This is a genomic window from Streptomyces sp. NPDC048514 (assembly GCF_043199955.1).
Lineage (GTDB): Bacteria > Actinomycetota > Actinomycetes > Streptomycetales > Streptomycetaceae > Streptomyces.
This window is the reverse complement of record NZ_JBICWT010000009.1, coordinates 352232-368963: the sequence shown is the minus strand read 5'-3', so window position 1 is coordinate 368963 and position 16732 is coordinate 352232. Positions and strand designations below refer to the sequence as shown.

The 16732-nt window shown below is 73.6% G+C and carries 16 protein-coding genes; 3 read left to right on the top strand and 13 right to left on the bottom strand.

Translation table 11 applies throughout. The features are described from left to right. Positions 1-91: 91 nt before the first annotated feature. The 13 genes from ACGFT2_RS21910 to zapE all read right to left on the bottom strand — a co-directional run bounded on the left by ACGFT2_RS21910 (position 92) and on the right by zapE (position 13495). A complete protein-coding gene (locus tag ACGFT2_RS21910) occupies positions 92-871 on the bottom strand; it encodes a TIGR04222 domain-containing membrane protein (protein ID WP_393280782.1) in 780 nt (259 codons plus the stop codon). A gap of 98 nt (positions 872-969) precedes the next feature. Beyond that, positions 970-1740 (bottom strand): DUF4142 domain-containing protein, encoded by a 771-nt coding sequence (locus ACGFT2_RS21905; protein ID WP_393280779.1) that lies wholly within the window; start codon positions 1738-1740, stop codon positions 970-972. Between the two features lie 223 nt (positions 1741-1963). Continuing rightward, positions 1964-3409 (bottom strand): DUF692 domain-containing protein, encoded by a 1446-nt coding sequence (locus tag ACGFT2_RS21900; protein ID WP_393280776.1) that lies wholly within the window; start codon positions 3407-3409, stop codon positions 1964-1966. 143 nt (positions 3410-3552) lie between these two features. Continuing rightward, positions 3553-4266: an aminoacyl-tRNA hydrolase gene (locus ACGFT2_RS21895; protein WP_393280773.1), complete on the bottom strand. Its 714-nt coding sequence runs from the start codon at positions 4264-4266 to the stop codon at positions 3553-3555. A gap of 227 nt (positions 4267-4493) precedes the next feature. After that, positions 4494-4676 carry a hypothetical protein gene (locus tag ACGFT2_RS21890; protein WP_393280770.1) on the bottom strand — a complete coding sequence of 61 codons (183 nt, stop codon included), beginning with the start codon at positions 4674-4676 and terminating at the stop codon, positions 4494-4496. Between the two features lie 57 nt (positions 4677-4733). Then, positions 4734-5579: a polysaccharide deacetylase family protein gene (locus ACGFT2_RS21885; protein ID WP_393280767.1), complete on the bottom strand. Its 846-nt coding sequence runs from the start codon at positions 5577-5579 to the stop codon at positions 4734-4736. A 93-nt stretch (positions 5580-5672) separates the two neighbouring features. Next, positions 5673-7199: an FAD-dependent oxidoreductase gene (locus tag ACGFT2_RS21880; protein WP_393280764.1), complete on the bottom strand. Its 1527-nt coding sequence runs from the start codon at positions 7197-7199 to the stop codon at positions 5673-5675. Positions 7200-7445: 246 nt separating this feature from the next. Further along, positions 7446-8336 carry a PPK2 family polyphosphate kinase gene (locus tag ACGFT2_RS21875; RefSeq protein ID WP_393280761.1) on the bottom strand — a complete coding sequence of 297 codons (891 nt, stop codon included), beginning with the start codon at positions 8334-8336 and terminating at the stop codon, positions 7446-7448. Positions 8337-8385: 49 nt separating this feature from the next. Next, positions 8386-9471 carry an SPFH domain-containing protein gene (locus ACGFT2_RS21870; protein ID WP_393280758.1) on the bottom strand — a complete coding sequence of 362 codons (1086 nt, stop codon included), beginning with the start codon at positions 9469-9471 and terminating at the stop codon, positions 8386-8388. 129 nt (positions 9472-9600) lie between these two features. Continuing rightward, positions 9601-11112: a SulP family inorganic anion transporter gene (locus tag ACGFT2_RS21865; protein WP_393280755.1), complete on the bottom strand. Its 1512-nt coding sequence runs from the start codon at positions 11110-11112 to the stop codon at positions 9601-9603. 8 nt (positions 11113-11120) lie between these two features. Beyond that, positions 11121-11699 (bottom strand): carbonic anhydrase, encoded by a 579-nt coding sequence (locus tag ACGFT2_RS21860; RefSeq protein ID WP_393280752.1) that lies wholly within the window; start codon positions 11697-11699, stop codon positions 11121-11123. Positions 11700-11803: 104 nt separating this feature from the next. Continuing rightward, the gene (locus tag ACGFT2_RS21855; RefSeq protein ID WP_393280749.1) at positions 11804-12199 is read right to left on the bottom strand and encodes a hypothetical protein; all 396 of its coding nucleotides are present in this window, start codon (positions 12197-12199) and stop codon (positions 11804-11806) included. Positions 12200-12397: 198 nt separating this feature from the next. Then, the gene (gene zapE / locus ACGFT2_RS21850; RefSeq protein ID WP_393280746.1) at positions 12398-13495 is read right to left on the bottom strand and encodes a cell division protein ZapE; all 1098 of its coding nucleotides are present in this window, start codon (positions 13493-13495) and stop codon (positions 12398-12400) included. A 37-nt stretch (positions 13496-13532) separates the two neighbouring features. On the opposite strand from zapE, the gene ACGFT2_RS21845 reads away from it, so the two are divergent. The 3 genes from ACGFT2_RS21845 (at position 13533) to murC (ending at position 16718) form a co-directional block, all read left to right on the top strand. Then, entirely contained in the window at positions 13533-14450 is a 918-nt protein-coding gene (locus ACGFT2_RS21845; RefSeq protein ID WP_393280743.1) for a pyrimidine reductase family protein, read from the top strand. Between the two features lie 130 nt (positions 14451-14580). Next, positions 14581-15054 (top strand): indole-3-glycerol phosphate synthase, encoded by a 474-nt coding sequence (locus ACGFT2_RS21840; protein WP_393280740.1) that lies wholly within the window; start codon positions 14581-14583, stop codon positions 15052-15054. A 269-nt stretch (positions 15055-15323) separates the two neighbouring features. Further along, positions 15324-16718 (top strand): UDP-N-acetylmuramate--L-alanine ligase, encoded by a 1395-nt coding sequence (gene murC, locus ACGFT2_RS21835; protein ID WP_393280737.1) that lies wholly within the window; start codon positions 15324-15326, stop codon positions 16716-16718. Positions 16719-16732 lie beyond the last annotated feature (14 nt).

Here is a 16732-nt window from a genome sequence, read left to right as displayed (position 1 = left end):
GAAGGGATGTTTCGTACGACAGTCGGGGAAGGCAAGCACCACCCGGCCGGTGTCGGCGCCAATGCCCCCTATGCGCCCCCCGAAGGTGCCCTCACTCCCGTCCCGGCCGATCGCGGTGGGTGAGGGCCGCACGCAGCTCCGGCTCGCCGATCGCGCGGACACCGCGTACGGCGACGGCGGTGAGCGACGAGCACTCGTCGCCGGCCGGCCCTGGGGCGAGCGTGCCCAGCAGCCGCTGCCCGGCCGGGGAGGCCCAGCGCGAGTACGGGTGCACCTCGATCCGGGCGAGGGCGAGACAGCTCAGCGACAGCGTCAGCGGCAGCCCGAACCACAGGCCGATCAGCAGCCGTGGCGTCCCGCTCTGGACCGGCAGCAGCAGCGCGGTCGCGCCCAGCGCCACGACGGCCAGCGCGGCGCCACGCACCCGGCGTACGGCCGCTCCGACGCTCGTACCGGCGCCGTCGGGCACCGCGAGGCCCGCGCGCACCAGCCCGTCGGCCAGCCGGTGCACCGCCTCGGCCCCGGCCGCCCGCGCCCGCACCGGAGCGATCCGGCACTGGCCCTCCGGCCCTACGGCCCCTATGACGGACCGTTCCATCTCGTCCCGTCCGCGCGGGTCGACCACCGTGGCCCAGCCGGTGTGTGCGAGCAGCAGGCGCCGCTGACGGGCCATGGACACCAGCGTCACGTCGGCGACCCGGGCCGGGCCGCCGGACAGGAAGGCGGCCTCGTACAGCGTGAGGTCGCGCGTCCGGCCGGTCGCCGTGACGTCCGCGTCCACGGATGCCGCGCGGACGGCGGCGAGGCACAGCAGGGTGCACGCGGTGCCGGCGAAACCCCAGGCCAGTAACAGGAGGAGAACCCAGAACATGGCCTGTTTCTATGCCAGTGGCGAGTGAAAAAGCCATGCCCTGTTCACGATCCGGACGCAGCGTTGCCGGTACGTGACGTTCCGTTTTTTCGTGCAGGTCAGGGGCTGCCCGGCCCCGCGGCCGCGCCGGCCGTCACGGGCGGCGGTGGGGATGTCTCGCCGGGTGCGGGCACCACCGGGACAGCCGCGCTCGGGTCGGCCGCCGGCGGGGGCGGCACGGGAGTCGCCGAGGCGGCCAGGTCGCGGGAGAGCGCGGCGAAGTCGACGTAGCCCGTCGCCTCCAGGATCTTGATGTGGTCCAGGACGGTCGTGTTGGCGTCGTCGGCGAGGTCGCGGACCAGGGAGTTCTGGGTGCCGGCCCGGACCTGGGCCACCTGGGAGAACACCCGGCCGTGCGCCAGTCGCAGGATGCCGGCGAAGCGGCGGTCGAAGTCCTGCCCCCGCGCGGACTCCAGGGTGGCCAGCCACTGCTTCTGCTGCTGGTTGGGTTCGTTGGGCAGGGGGACGCCGAGCTGGGTGGCGACCGTCCGCACGTGCGCGTCGAGGGAGGCGTGCCCGTCGATGAGGTGCTGTCCCGCCGTCCGCAGGGCGGGCGTGGTCCCCTTGCGCTCCGCCAGCTGACCGGCTGGCAGCTCCCACAGCCCGGCCAGCCGCACCTTGGTGATGAAGTCCCGGTCCTGCGCGGACAGCGGGCCGTACGGCGTCGTGACGGTCTGCGCGCTCAGCACGTTCGCGGCGGCCGGGTTCTGCCGGCCGGCGTACGACCAGAGCGGGAAGAGCAGCGCCGCGGCCGTCGCCGCCAGGCCGGTGATGATGAGCCCGGTGCCGGTGAAGATACCTCGGCCCCTGATCGGCGGTCGCGGTCGCATGGCGCCTCCTGTACGGCACCGCACACCAAGGGTGCAAGAGAGTGGGGTGGGTGCGGCTTGGCATATTACTGCGCCCCCCGGTCACGCCGCTCCGGGCACGATGGCGACGTGCCCGAAGGGGGCGCGGGGTACGGCGCGCCGAGCCGCGACGCTCCCGGCACGGTGGCGACGTGCCCGGAGGGGGCGCGGGGAACGGCGCGGCCGGCCACGACGCACCGGCGGCTCAGCCCCTTCGCAACACCCTCCGCACCGCCCGCACCGCCCGTACCGCCGGCCCCTGGGACCTCGGCGTCGGACCGGCCCGGTCCAGCCACCACTCCCGCAGGGCGCGCCGCGCCTCCGCGTCCCCGGGCCGTCCCGCCCGCAGCAGATGGCCGGCGAAGTCCAGCGCGTCGAGGCGGTACCCCCCGCTCATCGGCCGCTGCCGCGCGTACTCCAGGAACGCCGGCCGGTACCGCGCCCCCAGAAGCACCGGCAACTCGGGCGCCACCTTCGCCACGACGTCCGCCCGCTTCGCCGCGAGCGCCCGCGCCTGCACCCCCAGCCGCACCCGGTCGAACCCCTCCGGCACCGGCGTCCCCGCCACCAGCGCGGACAGCACCGCGGCCTGGGCGACGCCGACCCGCTCCCGAGCGGTTTCCCGGACACCGACGTCGGGCACCGGCCGCGCAAGGACCGCGACACCCCCACCCGCCGCAGCACCGCCGGCAGCCGGACCGCGACCCGCCGCACCACCGTCCGCGGCCGAACTCCCGCCCCCCGCCTCGTCAAGCGCGGGTGCCGTACGCCCGGTCCCGGTCCCGGTGCCGATCGCGGCGACGGCCGTTCGTCCGGGCGCCCGTTCGCGGCCGGCCCGCACCGCGGCGCGGATCGCGCGGACCTCCCGCTCCAGTTCGCCCGGCTCGGGGAAGTTCTCGTCGCGTTCCAGCAGGACCCCGGGCGGGGCCGTCCGGGAGGCGAGGTCGGTCAGGAGGGCGAGGACCGCAGGCGGCACGGGGTGCGCGTGACTGTCGTGCCAGACGCCGTCCCGTTCGAAGCCGCCCGCGACATGGACGTAGGCGATCGCCTCCAGCGGGAGCGCGTCGAGGGCCTCGGCCGGGTCCTCGCCGCGGTTGACGTGGTTGGTGTGCAGGTTGGCGACGTCGATGAGGAGCCGCACGCCGGTCCGCTCGGCCAGTTCGGAGAGGAACTGCCCCTCGGTCAGCTCCTCGCCCGGCCACGAGAACAGCGCGGCGATGTTCTCCAGGGCCAGCGGCACCGGCAGCGCGTCCTGGGCGATGCGGACGTTCTCGCACAGCACGTCCAGCGCGTCCCGGGTGCGCGGCACGGGCAGCAGGTGCCCGGCCTCGAGCGGTGGGGAGGCGGTGAGCGCGCCGCCCGCCCGGACGAACGCGATGTGCTCGGTGACCAAGGGTGCGCCGAGCGCCTCCACCCGCTCGGCGAGCGCCGTCAGCCGGCCGGCCTCGGGACGCTCGGCCCCGCCGAGGCCGAGCGAGACGCCGTGCGGGATCACCGTCACACCGCGCTCGCGCAGCCGCAGCAGCGACTCGGGAACATGACCCGGGCAGACGTTCTCCGCCACGACCTCCACCCAGTCGATACCCGGCATGCCCTCCACGGCGTCGGCGATCTCCGGCCGCCACCCGATTCCCGTCCCCAGTCGCCGCATGGCGCTTCCCCCTCCTCGGCCCGGTGCTCGTGCGTCGAGTGAGGGGGGTATGGCCCCACCGGCCGCCGCCGAACCCCGGCGGCGTCGCGTTCAGAGCAACATTTGAGGTTCCGGCCCGCGTGCTTCCCGGTCGGCCGGTTCCCCTACCGCAGCGCGGGGTGGTCGGCGACGACCGTGCAGGAGCCCGGTGCGATCTCCGTGAAACCGGCGTCCCGGACCAGCGGCATGCCGCTGCCGGTCAGGCGGCCCCAGTCGGCAGGGTCGGCGGGGCGGACCGCGAGGGGGAAGCCGGCGTCGCGCCAGGCGGCGCGCTCGGTGTCGTCCAATGCCCACCAGGCCAGCTGGGCGCCGTGCCCGGCCTGGGCCATCGTCTTGCCGGCCGACATCTCCAGCTCCGGGTTCAGCCACAGCACGGGCCGGCCCGGGTCTGCCGCGGCGGGCGGCTCCGGGTCGTCCAGCTCGGTGCCCGACACCTGGAGCTTGGCCAGTTCCCGCGGCCAGCCGTCCACTGGGACCGGTGGGAAGACGCGGACCTCCGCGGACTTGCCGGTCACCGTGATGCCGGGCAGCGCCTCGGCACGCCGCCACTCGGCACCCCGAGCGCGGCGGACGACCTTCCGGATCCGTGCGTCCTCCCAGTTCCGCACGGCCTCGGCCCACTCGCCCTCGCCGCGCGCCCGTTCGTCGCCGAGGAAGAGCAGCACGGCCCGGGCCGCCGTCTCCAGCGCGTCGGTTCGGGCGGGCGGCGCGCTCCGCTCGATCCGTACGACGAGGGGCAGCACGAACTGCGGGGCCTCGTCGCGCGGATGGGGCTCGGTCTGGAAGGGGCTGTCACCGGAGGCGGATGCATGGCTCACGACAGGCCACCCTACGAAGCCGCGGACGCACCGGGCAACGCGCCTGGGGCCTCACCGCCGCCCCCGGACAGGAAGAGCGCGAACGACACCGGCGGATCCGCCCCACCGCGGCGCCCGCAGCGCCGGCCCGCCCCGCAGCGCGCCGCCCCGCCCCGCCGCAGCGCCGGTCCGCCCCGCCCGCCGGTCAGCCCGCCCCCGCCGCAGCGCCGGTCCGCCCCGCCCGCCGATCAGCCCGAACAGGCGGTGCGTTGTGCCTCCTGCCATGCGCACACCGGGCAGAGGGTGATGCCCTTGTACGACTCCGGGTGCTCCGTCGGCTCCCGGCACAGCACGCACTCCGCGTACGGCGGGCCGTCGGCCTCGGGCGGCCCGGTGGCGTCGACGTTCGTGCGGCGATCCTCGTCGCTCATGTGTCCAGCCTAGGCCGCTCCTGCGCGGGCCGGTCAGCGGTGCCGAGCGCGGGCCGGTCAGCGGTGCCCGCTGGTCCGGCCGATCAGGTCGGAGACCTTCACGAACCGGTACCCGAGCTTGCGCAGCTTCGGTACGACCGTGCGGACGACCCGCTCGGTCGTGGGGGCGGCACTGCGGGTGCAGTGCATGACCACCACCGACCCGGGCTTCACCCCGTCCAGTACCTGCCGGACCACCGCGTCGGCGTCCGTGGCGAACGCGTCGCCGCTGATCACGTCCCACTGCACCGCCGTCACCCCGAGCCCGTTGATCGCCCGCAGCGCCTGCTGGTCGTAACAGCCGCCGGGGAAACGGAAGTACGGCATGGGCTTGGGCACGCCCGCCCTGCGCAGGGAGGTGTACGCACGCTCGACGTCCGCGCGCATCCGGTCCGCCCCGACGGTCGGCAGGCCGTAGCAGTCGTCGGTGAACGCGTAGTGGCTGTAGGAGTGGTTGGCCACCTCGAACTGCGGGTCGTGGCCGAGGGCGCGGGCCTCGGCCGGGTACTGGTCGGCCCAGCGGCCGGTCATGAAGACGGTCGCCGGGACCTTCAGTGTGCGCAGGGCGGTGATGAGTTCCGGGTTGTCGAAGTGCTCGCCGGAGGCTGCGCGAGCCCCCTCGTCGGCGGTCATGTCGGCGTCGAAGGTCAGTGCGACGGTCTTGCCCGTGCGCGGGCCGTGCTCGAAGACCGGGGTGAGACCGCCCGGTCCCGGGGCGAGCACGGGCGGCCGCGTGGCGGACGGGGAGGCGGAGACGGGGGACTTGGCCGGGTGGGAGGCGCCCGTGGGGCCCGCGGTGCCGCAGGCGGCGAGTGCTGCGCCCAGGGCGCAGACGGCGGTGATACGGCGTGCTTGTGGGATCACCGTACGAGCGTAGGACCTTATGTCCATTTGTATGGTGATATGACAGCCGGTGTAGCTATAGGGTCACCCGCGCGGCGGGCGGTGGCCCGGCGCTCAGCCGAGATCGCGCTGTTCCAGCGGCCGTACCGCCGGCCCCTGGATCACCTCGCCGTCGACGCCGAAGCGGGAGCCGTGGCAGGGGCACTCCCAGGCGCGCTCGGCCCGGTTGAACGCGACCAGGCAGCCGAGGTGGGTGCAGCGGGCCGACACGGCGTGCAGGGCGCCCGTGTCGTCGCGGTGCACGGCGAGCCGGTCACCGCCGGCCCGGACCACCGCGCCGTCGCCGGGCGCCAGGTCGTCCACCGAGGCGGGCGGCTTCAGCCGGTCTCCGACGAAGTGCCGGGCGACCTCCGCCTGCGTCTTCAGCAGCGACGGCGCCTCACGGACCACCGACTTCAGCCGGCGCGGATCGTACAGCTCGCGCCAGGGGCGGTCGCCGCCGGTGATCAGACCGGTCAGCAGCAGGCCGGCCATGATGCCGCCGCTGAGTCCCCAGCCGCCGAAGCCCGTGGCCACGTACGTGTGCTTCGCGCCCGGGTGGAAGAGGCCCACCAGCGGGACGGTGTCGGTCGACTCGTTGTCCTGCGTGGCCCAGGCGTGCTTCAGGCGCACACCGGGGAAGTGCCGCTCGGCCCAGGCGGCGAGCCGGTCGAACCCGGCCTGCGGATCACCGGTGCCGGGAGTGAAGTGCTCCCCGGTGACGACGAGCAGCCGCTGCCCGTCCTCGCCGTACGGTGCGGTGCGTACCGAACGGGTGTTCTCCTCGGGCGTGATGTACATGCCCTCCGGGTCCGGGCCGTCGCCCAGCGGCCCCGCGACGACCAGCTCACGGCGCGGCGACAGCCGGGCGAAGAGCAGAGCCCGGTCGAAGACCGGGTAGTGGGTGGCGACCACGACGTCCCGGGCGGTCACGGTGTGACCCGACTCGGTCGTCAGCCGGCAGGGCTCGCCGCCCTCGTGCAGTCCGACGACCCTCGTCTCCTCGTACACCTGGCCGCCGCGCGCGATCAGGTCGTCGGTGAGCGCCCGCAGGTACTTGACCGGGTGGAACTGCGCCTGCCCGGTCACCCGGACGGCGCCCGCCACCGGGAACGGCAGCCCGGTCCCGGTCGTGAACGTGGCCGGCAGCCCCGCCTCCCGTGCGGCCTCCGCCTCCGCCCGTACCTCCTCGACCCGCGACTCCTCCCGCACGTAGGTGCAGGCGTCCCGCACCTCCCACTCGCAGTCGATCCCCAGCTCGGCCACCAGCGCCGCCGCGTGCTCGATCGCCTCCGACTGCGAGCGGGCGTACAGTCGCGCCGCCTCGGTGCCCCGGGTGCGCCGGAGCCGGTCGTAGACGAGGGTGTGCTGCGCGGTCAGCTTGGCGGTGGTGTGGCCGGTCACGCCCGCCGCCACCCGCCCGGCCTCCAGCACCGCCACCCGCAGGCCGGCCCGGGCCAGCTCATGGGCGGTACTGAGACCGGCGATACCCGCCCCCACGACCGCCACGTCGACATCGATGTCCCCGGTCAGAGCCGGATGGGACGGCCCAGGTGCGGTCCGCAGCCAGTACGAATCGGTGACCTTCCGCTCATCGCGCATGCCGGCCGGGTACCCCGTCCGGCACGGCTCACGTCCGGCACCGTCCACATGCGAAAGGGGTGCGAGAGCCGAGCGGGAAGTCGGGGGAGTCGGGCGGAAGGCCATGGAGGCCGAAGGGGGGTCGTGGAAACCGGAGGGGGAAGTCGCGGAAGCCGAGCTGGAGGCAAGGAGGCCGAGGGAGGTCACGGGAGCACGAGCGGGAGGGCAAGGAGGCCGAGCGGGAGGTCAAGGAGGCCGAGCGGGAGGTCAAGGAAGCCGAGCGGATTCCGCCCTGCTCAGGTCGGGGTCCCGCAGCAGCCGTTCGCGGTACGCCCGCACGTCGAAGTCGGTCTTCGGGTACTGCGGGTCCAGGGCCGTCAGATGTTCCAGCAGGAGCCGGCTGATCGCCCAGTTCCGGTACCACTTGCGGTCCGCCGGGACCAGGTACCACGGCGCGTGCGGGGTGGCGCAGCGTTCCAGCGCCAGTTCGTAGGCCTCCTGGTAGGCGGGCCACAGGGCGCGCTCCTCGATGTCGCCCGGATCGAACTTCCAGCGCTTGTCCGGGCGGTCGAGGCGGCGCAGCAGACGCCGCCTCTGCTCCTTGTAGGAGATGTGGAGAAAGCACTTGACGAGGGTCACCCCGTCCTCGGTCAGCTCCCGCTCGAAGTCGTTGATCAGGCCGTAGCGACTGCCGATCTCCGCGGGCCGGGCCAGCTGCCGGACCCGGGCGATGAGAACGTCCTCGTAGTGCGAGCGGTCGAAGATGCCGATCTCGCCGGCCTCGGGCAGCGCGCGCCGAACCCGCCAGAGGAAGTCGTGCGCGCGTTCCTCCTCGGTGGGGGCCTTGAAGGCCTTGATACGGCAGCCGGACGGGTTGAACTGGCCGATGACGTGCTTGACCGTGCCGCCCTTGCCGCTCGTGTCCATGCCCTGCAGGACGATCAGCACCCGTCGCCGGTCGCCCGCGGTGCCCGCCGCCCACAGACGTTCCTGCAGTCCGGCCAGGCGGGCGCCCATCCGGACGGTGTCCGCACGGCCGGCCTCCTTGGTGTCCGGGGCGCCGGGTGTGGCCCGGGCGTCGTACGCGGCCAGCTCGATCCGCTCGCCGGGCGGGAGCCGCAGCAGTTGCCTGAGGTCCTTGTCGCGTCGCTTCGCCACGGGCGCCCTTTCTCGTCCGGCCGTCCACCGAGGGTGCGCCCCGGCACGCTCAGCCGGAGGCCGCTCCCGCCTCGCCGTTCGGCGCTGCCGACTCCGCACGCGGATCCGTGACCGCGGCCATGCCCAGCACATCCGCGACCGCCGCCTGCTCCGGACCAGGATCCGTGACCGGGGCCTGGTCGGGACCAGGATCCGTGACCGCGGCCCGTTCCGCACGCGGATCCGTGACCGCCGCCGTTCCCAGCGCATCCGCGACCGTGGTGATCTCCCGCTGCCCCGCGTCACCGTTCGGCGTGGGCGCCACGGCGTCCGTCTCCACGGACGCGGCGGGTGCGGCGGGCGCGCGCTGGTCCCCGGCGACGTTCGGCGCAGCGGGCTGATTGCCCCTCTCCAGGAAGTGCAGCAGTTCCACCGGGATGGGCAGGACCAGCGTGGAGTTCTTCTCGGCCGCCACCGCCATCACCGTCTGCAGCAGCCGCAGTTGGAGGGCGGCCGGGGTGTCGGACATCTGCTCGGCCGCCTCCGCGAGCTTCTTGGACGCCTGCAGCTCGGCGTCGGCGTTGATGATCCGGGCCCGGCGCTCCCGGTCCGCCTCGGCCTGGCGGGCCATGGACCGCTTCATCGTGTCCGGGAGGGACACGTCCTTGATCTCCACCCGGTCGACCTGGACGCCCCAGCCGACGGCCGGGCTGTCGATCATCAGTTCCAGGCCCTGGTTGAGCTTCTCCCGGTTGGAGAGCAGGTCGTCCAGGTCGCTCTTGCCGATGATCGAGCGCAGCGAGGTCTGTGCCATCTGTGACACGGCGAACTTGTAGTCCTCGACCTTGACCAGGGCGCTCGACGGGTCGGCCACGCGGAAGTAGACGACCGCGTCCACGCGCACGGTCACGTTGTCCCGGGTGATGCCTTCCTGGGCGGGGATCGGCATCGTCACGATCTGCATGTTGATCTTGTGCAGCCGGTCCACGAACGGGATCACCAGCGTCAGGCCCGGGCCGCGCACGTCACCCGCGAGCCGCCCGAGCCGGAACAGCACACCGCGTTCGTACTGTTTGACCACCCGCGCCCCCAGCGCCACGTACACGACGCCCGCGGAGGCTGCCGCGGCGAGTGCTCCCAGCAGGTCCTGGAGCATGATGACCTCCTCGTGCAGAGGCCGGTTCTGTCCGGTGCTGCAACGATATGCCCGAGTACGGACGGAAGCCACGGGCGGGCCGGGGCGCCGAGCGGCGTCGGCACCCCGTCCCGGGCTCTCGGTGGGCCCTCACGCCGCCGGCGCCCGGGGCCGCTGCCGTGGTGCGGCCGGTGCGGTGACCTGCACCGGCTCGGTGCCCGCCGCGCTGTGCCTGAGGGCCCAGTGCTCCAGGGCCGTACGGCAGGCGTGGTCGAGGTGGTGCACGTCGGAGAGGTCGAGGCGGACCGGGCGGTCCTGAGGGAGGGACTCCAGGCTGTCCAGGATCCTGGGCAGCCGCAGGAAGGTCGCGTTGCCGCTGAGGTGCACCTCGACCGGGCCCGCCCCCTTGTCGACGACCTCCAGCCGGACGTGCGAGGCCTCCCAGGCCGTCTTGACGACGGCCAGCGCCAGCCCGACCAGCACGCCCTCGAACATGCTCACCGTCACGATGGAGACGGCGGTGACGGACAGGATCAGCGCCTCGCCCCGGTTGTCGCGCCACAGCACGGCCAGCGCCCGGACCGGCACCAGCTTGGCGCCCGCGTGGATCAGGATGCCGGCGAGGGCCGGGATCGGGATGTGGGCGAGCGCGCCCGGCAGCAGCGCGGCGAACAGCAGCAGCCATCCGCCGTGCATGACGCGGGAGGCCTTTGTCCGGGCGCCCGCCTGGACGTTGGCCGCGCTGCGCACGATCACCGCGGTCATCGGCAGCGCGCCCAGCAGCCCGCAGACCGTGTTGCCGGCGCCCTGGGCGACCAGTTCCCGGTCGTACTCGGTGCGTGGCCCCGAGTGCAGCCGGTCCACGGCCGCCGCGCTGAACAGCGACTCGGCGGACGCGATGAGGGTGAAGGCGACGACCGTCCCGAGGGCGCCGACGCCGGCCAGCTCGCCGAAGGCACTCAACGGCGGGGGCTGGACCGAGCCCGGCAGACCTCGGACCTCGACGGTGGCCACGGGCAGTCCCAGTGCGAACGCGGCCAGCGTGGCGAGACCGACCGCGGCGAGCGGACCGGGCAGCGCGCGCAGCTTCGCCGGGGTGTGCCGCCACAGCAGCAGCACCGCGATCGTGCCCGCGCACACCGCGAGCGAGGTCAGCGCCTTTCCGTCGCCGAGGATGTCCAGGAAGGCGCCGGGCAGCCCGGCGATCTTGCCCGGTCCGGAGTCGGGCGCCTTGGCCGTCAGCGCCGGGTACAGCTGGCCGGCGATGAGGACCAGACCGATTCCGGCCAGCATGCCCTCGACGACGGAGACCGAGATGGCGCGGAAGTAGCGGCCCAGCTTCAGGAGGCCCATGGCCACCTGGAGCAGGCCGGCGACGAGCACGATCACACCGAGCACCGGAAGGCCGAACTCCTCGACCGCCTCGAAGACGAGCACGGTCATGCCGGCGGCCGGCCCGGACACCTGCAGGCTGCTGCCGCGCATCAGCCCGGTGACGATGCCGCCCACGATGCCGGTGACCAGGCCCAGCTCGGCCGGCACCCCCGAGGCGACGGCCACCCCCACGCACAGTGGGAGGGCGACCAGGAACACCACGAGGGACGCGGCGAAGTCCTGCCTGACGTACGGGAATCGGGATATGAGGGTGTTCTTCGCGGTCATCGGCGCGCTCACAGGGACTCGAAGGTGTCGGTCCGCGGTCGGTGCGTCCGGACGGCGCCGGTGTGCACCTCGTAGTACCAGGCGTGCAGGCCGAGCCGGCCCTCCGCCAGCTTGCGCTCGACGCACGGGTAGGAGCGCAGCCGCAGCAGCTGGGTCAGGACATGGCACTGGACGGCCTCGGCGACCTCCGGGTCCTCGGCCGCGCCCGCCGGACGCGGGGTGGCCTGCGCCAGCCAGTCGCGCACGGCGGGCACCGCGGTCAGGTCGTCGCCGCGGACCAGCGCGCCGACTGCGCCGCAGTGCGAGTGCCCGCAGACGACGATGTCGCGGACGCCGAGCACCTCCACGGCGTACTCGATGGTGGCGGCCTCGCCGGTCGGGTGCTGCGAGGCGTACGGCGGGACGATGTTGCCCGCGGTGCGCAGCTCGAACAGCTCGCCGGGACGGGCGCCCGTGATCAGGGCCGGGACGACCCGGGAGTCGGAGCAGGTGATGAAGAGGACCTGGGGAGACTGGCCTTCGGCGAGCTTGGCGAACTCCTCAGGGCGTTGTCCGAAGGTACGGGCGTTGTCGATGAGGGGCTGCATGTGCGTGAGTTCCTCCTGGCGCGCCGCACCGGCGCGTCGGGCTTGACCGGCGGTTGTGGGGGGAGGGGAGCGGCCCGGCTCCCGGCCGGAAGCCGCACCCGCTGTCAGCAGCGGAAGACCTGGAGCGCTGCCGGGGTGTGGGCTCTGGCGGTTCCCGGCGCGTGGCGCGGCGGGGTGCCAGAGGCGTCCGAAGGGCCGGCGGCGGCCGCCCGGCCGGTTATGAGCGGGTGCTCCTGTGCCCAGCCGGAGGCCGAGCCGCGCTGCCGGTCGCGTACGTGCGGGATGCCCGCGGGCCCACCCGGGCGGCCCGGATCGCGGGCGGTGTCCGCTCCGTCACGCACCGGCTCGGCGGAAGGGGCGATTCCAGGCTCGGCTTTGGCCAGCACCTCACCGGGGGTGTGCGCAGGTGCGAAGGTTCCCGTGGGAGCGAAGAGCTGGAGTGCGAGCAGGGCGACGGCGAGGAGGCCGAGCAGAGTCCGGGCTGTCGCATCTCGGAACATGCGCCCCCCTTCGCCTCGTTCACATCTCTTGTGCTCACCAAGCATTGGTCAATGGATGGTCAAGAAACACGTTAACCCCGCAAAGCCCTTTGCGGGGTTAACTGCGCGTAACGCGCACAAGAGAGCGTGGAAAGTGCGGGTGGCGTGGCGTGAACTCGCCCTTGACTCGCGGGGGCCGGCGCCGGTGGAGGGCGGCGGCTAGGAGCCGACGAGCCCCTTCGCGTCGCGCGCCAGCGCCGTGAGCCGGGATATCGCGCGGAAGTACTTCTTGCGGTAGCCGCCGTTCAGCATGTCCTCGCTGAACAGCTTGTCGAACGGCAGCCCCGAGGCCAGCACCGGGACCTCACGGTCGTAGAGCCGGTCCGCGAGCACCACCAGCCGGAGCGCGGTCGACTGGTCCGGCACCGGCCGCACACCGGTGAGGCACACCGCCGTCAGCCCGTCGGTCAGCGCGCCGTACCGGCTCGGGTGCACCTTGGCGAGGTGGTCCAGCAGGTGCGGGAAGTCGTCCAGCGAGGCGCCCGCGGTGGCGTACGCCGCCTTGGCCACCTCCTCGTCGGTGAACGGCGCCGGCGCCTCCGGCAGACCGCGGTGACGGTAGTCCTCGCCGTCGATGCGCAGGGCGTGGAAGTGCGCCGACAGGCCCTGGATCTCGCGCAGGAAGTCGGCGGCGGCGAACCGGCCCTCGCCCAGCTTGCCGGGCAGGGTGTTGGAGGTGGCGGCGAGCGCCACGCCCGCCTCGACCAGCTTGCCGAGCAGCGTGGACACGAGGACCGTGTCGCCAGGGTCGTCCAGCTCGAACTCGTCGATGCACAGCAGACGGTGGCCGCTGAGCGTCCGCACCGTCTGCTGGAAGCCGAGCGCGCCGACGAGATTGGTCAGCTCCACGAAGGTGCCGAACGCCTTGAGCGCGGGCTCGGCCGGGGTGGCGTGCCACAGGGAGGCGAGCAGATGGGTCTTGCCGACGCCGTAGCCGCCGTCGAGGTAGACCCCGCGCGGGCCGGCCGGGGCCTTGGCGGCCTTGCCCCTGCCGAAGCCGAGGAAGCCGCGCCTGCCGGAGCCGGAGGCGTGCGCCCCGCCGAGCCCGGCCGCGAAGCCCTCCAGCACCCGTACGGCCTCGGTCTGGCTGGGCTGGTTCGGGTCCGGGAGGTAGGTGGCGAAGCGGACCGAGTCGAAGCGCGGCGGCGGCACCATCTCGGCGACCAGCCGGTCGGCGGGCACGTGCGGCTCGCGGGCGCACAGGGAGAGGGGGCCCGCGTCGGTCAGGGATCCGGGGGCGGAGGTGGAGGACGACACGGTCACCCATGCTAAGCGCCGTGTCACACTGCACGACATGCGACGCCTGTTCCCTGTGACCGACGAGACAGCAGCCAGGACCTTCGGCGGTGGCGAGGAGGGACGGGAGGCCGGCGGGGCGGCCGGCGCCCGGGGGACCCGCGCAAGCGATGCGCCCGCGGGGATCGACGGGGCCACGGGGGCCGACGTCCCCGCGCGGGCCGACGGGGCCGCTGCCCACGAGGACCGCGAGTGGAGCCTGGCCGAGCTGGCCGCCGCCTACGCCTACCCCGAGCCCGAGCCGGGTGCCCCCCGGCCGTGGCTGCGCGCCAACATGGTCTCCACCCTCGACGGCGCCGCCCAGCACGAAGGGCGTTCCCAGCCCATCTCCAGCGCCGCCGACATGCGGATCTTCGGCACACTGCGGGCGCTCGCGGACGTCGTCGTGGTGGGCGCGGAAACAGTACGGCAGGAGGGGTACCGCCCCGCGAAGGAGCGTGGTGAGTTCGCCGCCGCCCGCCGGGCCGCGGGGCAGGGTCCGGCCCCCGCGCTCGCCGTCGTCACCGCGAGCCTGGAGCTGGACTTCTCTCTCCCGCTGTTCACCTCGCCACTGGTCCCCACCCTGGTCCTCACCGGTGCCGCCGCCGCCCCCGACCGTGTCGCCGCCGCCGAGAAGGCCGGTGCCCGGGTGGTGGTGGCCGGCGAGGGGATGGGGATCGAGCCGGCGCGCGCCGTCCGTGCCCTCGCCGGCCTCGGGCACACCCGGCTGCTCACCGAGGGCGGCCCCCGGCTGCTCGGCCAGCTGATCGCCGCCGAGGTGCTGGACGAGCTGTGCCTGACGGTCTCGCCGATGCTCACCGCGGGGGACGCGCAGCGCATCGCCGGGGGGCCGTCGGTCGTCGTCCCGCGCCGGTTCGACCTCGTGTCCCTCCTGGCGGAGGACGGTTTCCTGTTCAGTCGTTACCGTCGGACCTGAGCCAAATGGAATCAGCCGTTCCGTTTGGCTCGCGGCGGGCAAACTTAGTCCGGCAGTACCCGTGCGATCACGGGGAAGGATGGTTTCCGCAGGGGCCCTGTCCGGGCCCACGGAGGAGAAGAGGCGTTTGGTGTTCACAAGCGTTCTGATGATCGAGAAGGCCATGACGTCCGCCGACGTGGAGTTCGTCACCACCTTGCACGGAGACGAGCCGGTCCGGTTCCACGTGCTGCTGCAGCCGCGCGGCGACCAGGCGGACCGCCTGCTGCGGGCCATCGACGACATCGCGCTTGGCGAACTCGACGAGGCCGTGCGGGAAGGGGAGACGCCGGAGGGCGAGGAGGCCCGGAGCGTGGGGCAGCGGGCCCTCGACGTCTCGGTGCAGGCGTTGCGCTCCGCGGGGAGCCGGGCGGAGGGGCGGCTGGTCGAGGACCACCCGCTGGACGCCCTCAAGGCGCTGGTGGCCGAGGTCGGGGCCGACGAGGTCATCGTGCTGACCGATCCGCACTACGTGGAGGAGTTCTTCCACCGGGACTGGGCCTCCCGGGCTCGGCACCGGGTGGGGGTGCCGGTGCTGAAGCTGTTCTCGCACAGCAAGGCGTAGGCGCTCCGCCGGAGCGTTCTTAAGGGTGGGCGTGGCGCTGTTCGCGGGTGCGGGTGAGTGGGCCTCGCGGGCGCGGGTGCGGGTGCCGGTGCGTTCGCGGGTACGGGTGCGTCGTGGCTGGTCGCGCGGTTCCCCGCGCCCCTGAGTGGGTTCGCGCCGCGTTCCCGGGTGGGCTCGGGCCGTGGGCTCGTGCCCCTTGCGGAGTGGGGCGGGGTGTGAGCGCTTAGGCTAGGCCTGCTCCAGCTCGTACCGTCTCCAGGGAGAAACGCATGGCACCCGGCCTTCCCGCCGCCATGGACCGACCGCACTTCATCGGCATCGGCGGCGCCGGGATGTCGGGCATCGCCAAGATCCTCGCGCAGCGTGGGGCCGAGGTCGCCGGCAGCGACGCCAAGGACTCGGCGACGGCCGAGGCGCTGCGGGCGCTCGGCGCGACCGTGCACATCGGGCATGCGGCCGAGCACCTCGCCGACGACGCGAGCTGTGTCGTCGTGTCGTCCGCGATCCGCGAGGACAACCCCGAGCTGGCCCGCGCCGCCGCGCTGGGCATCCCGGTGGTGCACCGCTCGGACGCGCTGGCCGCGCTGATGGAGGGGCTGCGCCCGATCGCCGTGGCCGGTACCCACGGCAAGACCACCACCACCTCGATGCTCGCGGTCTCCCTGACCGCGCTGGGCCTGGAGCCGTCGTACGCGATCGGCGGCGACCTGGACGCGCCCGGCTCCAACGCGCTGCACGGCGAGGGCGACATCTTCGTCGCCGAGGCCGACGAATCGGACCGCAGCTTCCACAAGTACGCGCCCGACGTGGCCATCGTCCTCAACGTCGAGCTGGACCACCACGCCAACTACGCCTCGATGGACGAGATCTACGAGTCCTTCGAGACGTTCGTCGACCGCATCACCGAGGGCGGCACACTCGTCGTCTCCGCGGACCAGGAGGGCGCCCGCGAGCTGACCCGCCGGGTGGCGGCCCGCGAGGTGCGGGTGGTGACGTACGGCGAGGCGCAGGACGCCGACGTGCGTGTGCTGTCCGTGCTGCCGCAGGGCCTGAAGAGCGAGGTGACGGTCCTGCTGGAGGGACGGGAAATCACCTTCGCGGTCTCCGTCCCCGGCCGCCACTACGCCCTGAACGCGGTCGCCGCGCTCGCCGCCGGTGCCGCCCTCGGTGTCCCGGCCGACTCACTGGCCCCGGCGCTGGCCGCCTACACCGGTGTGAAGCGCCGGCTGCAGCTGAAGGGCGAGGCGGCGGGCGTTCAGGTGATCGACTCCTATGCCCACCACCCGACCGAGATGACCGCCGACCTGGAGGCCATGCGCGCCGCCGCCGGCGACTCCCGCATCCTCGTGGTCTTCCAGCCGCACCTGTTCTCGCGCACCCAGGAACTGGGCAAGGAGATGGGGCGGGCGCTGGCGCTCACGGACGCCTCGGTCGTGCTCGACATCTACCCCGCCCGGGAGGACCCGATCCCCGGGGTGACCAGCGAGCTGATCATCGAGGCCGCGCGCGCCGCGGGCGCCGACGTCACCGCCGTGCACGACAAGGCGGAGATCCCCGCGGTGATCGCGGGAATGGCGAAGCCCGGTGATCTCGTTCTCACCATGGGCGCGGGTGACGTGACGGACCTGGGCCCGCAGATCCTGGACCGTCTGTCGCAGCAGTAGAGGGGCTGAGGCTC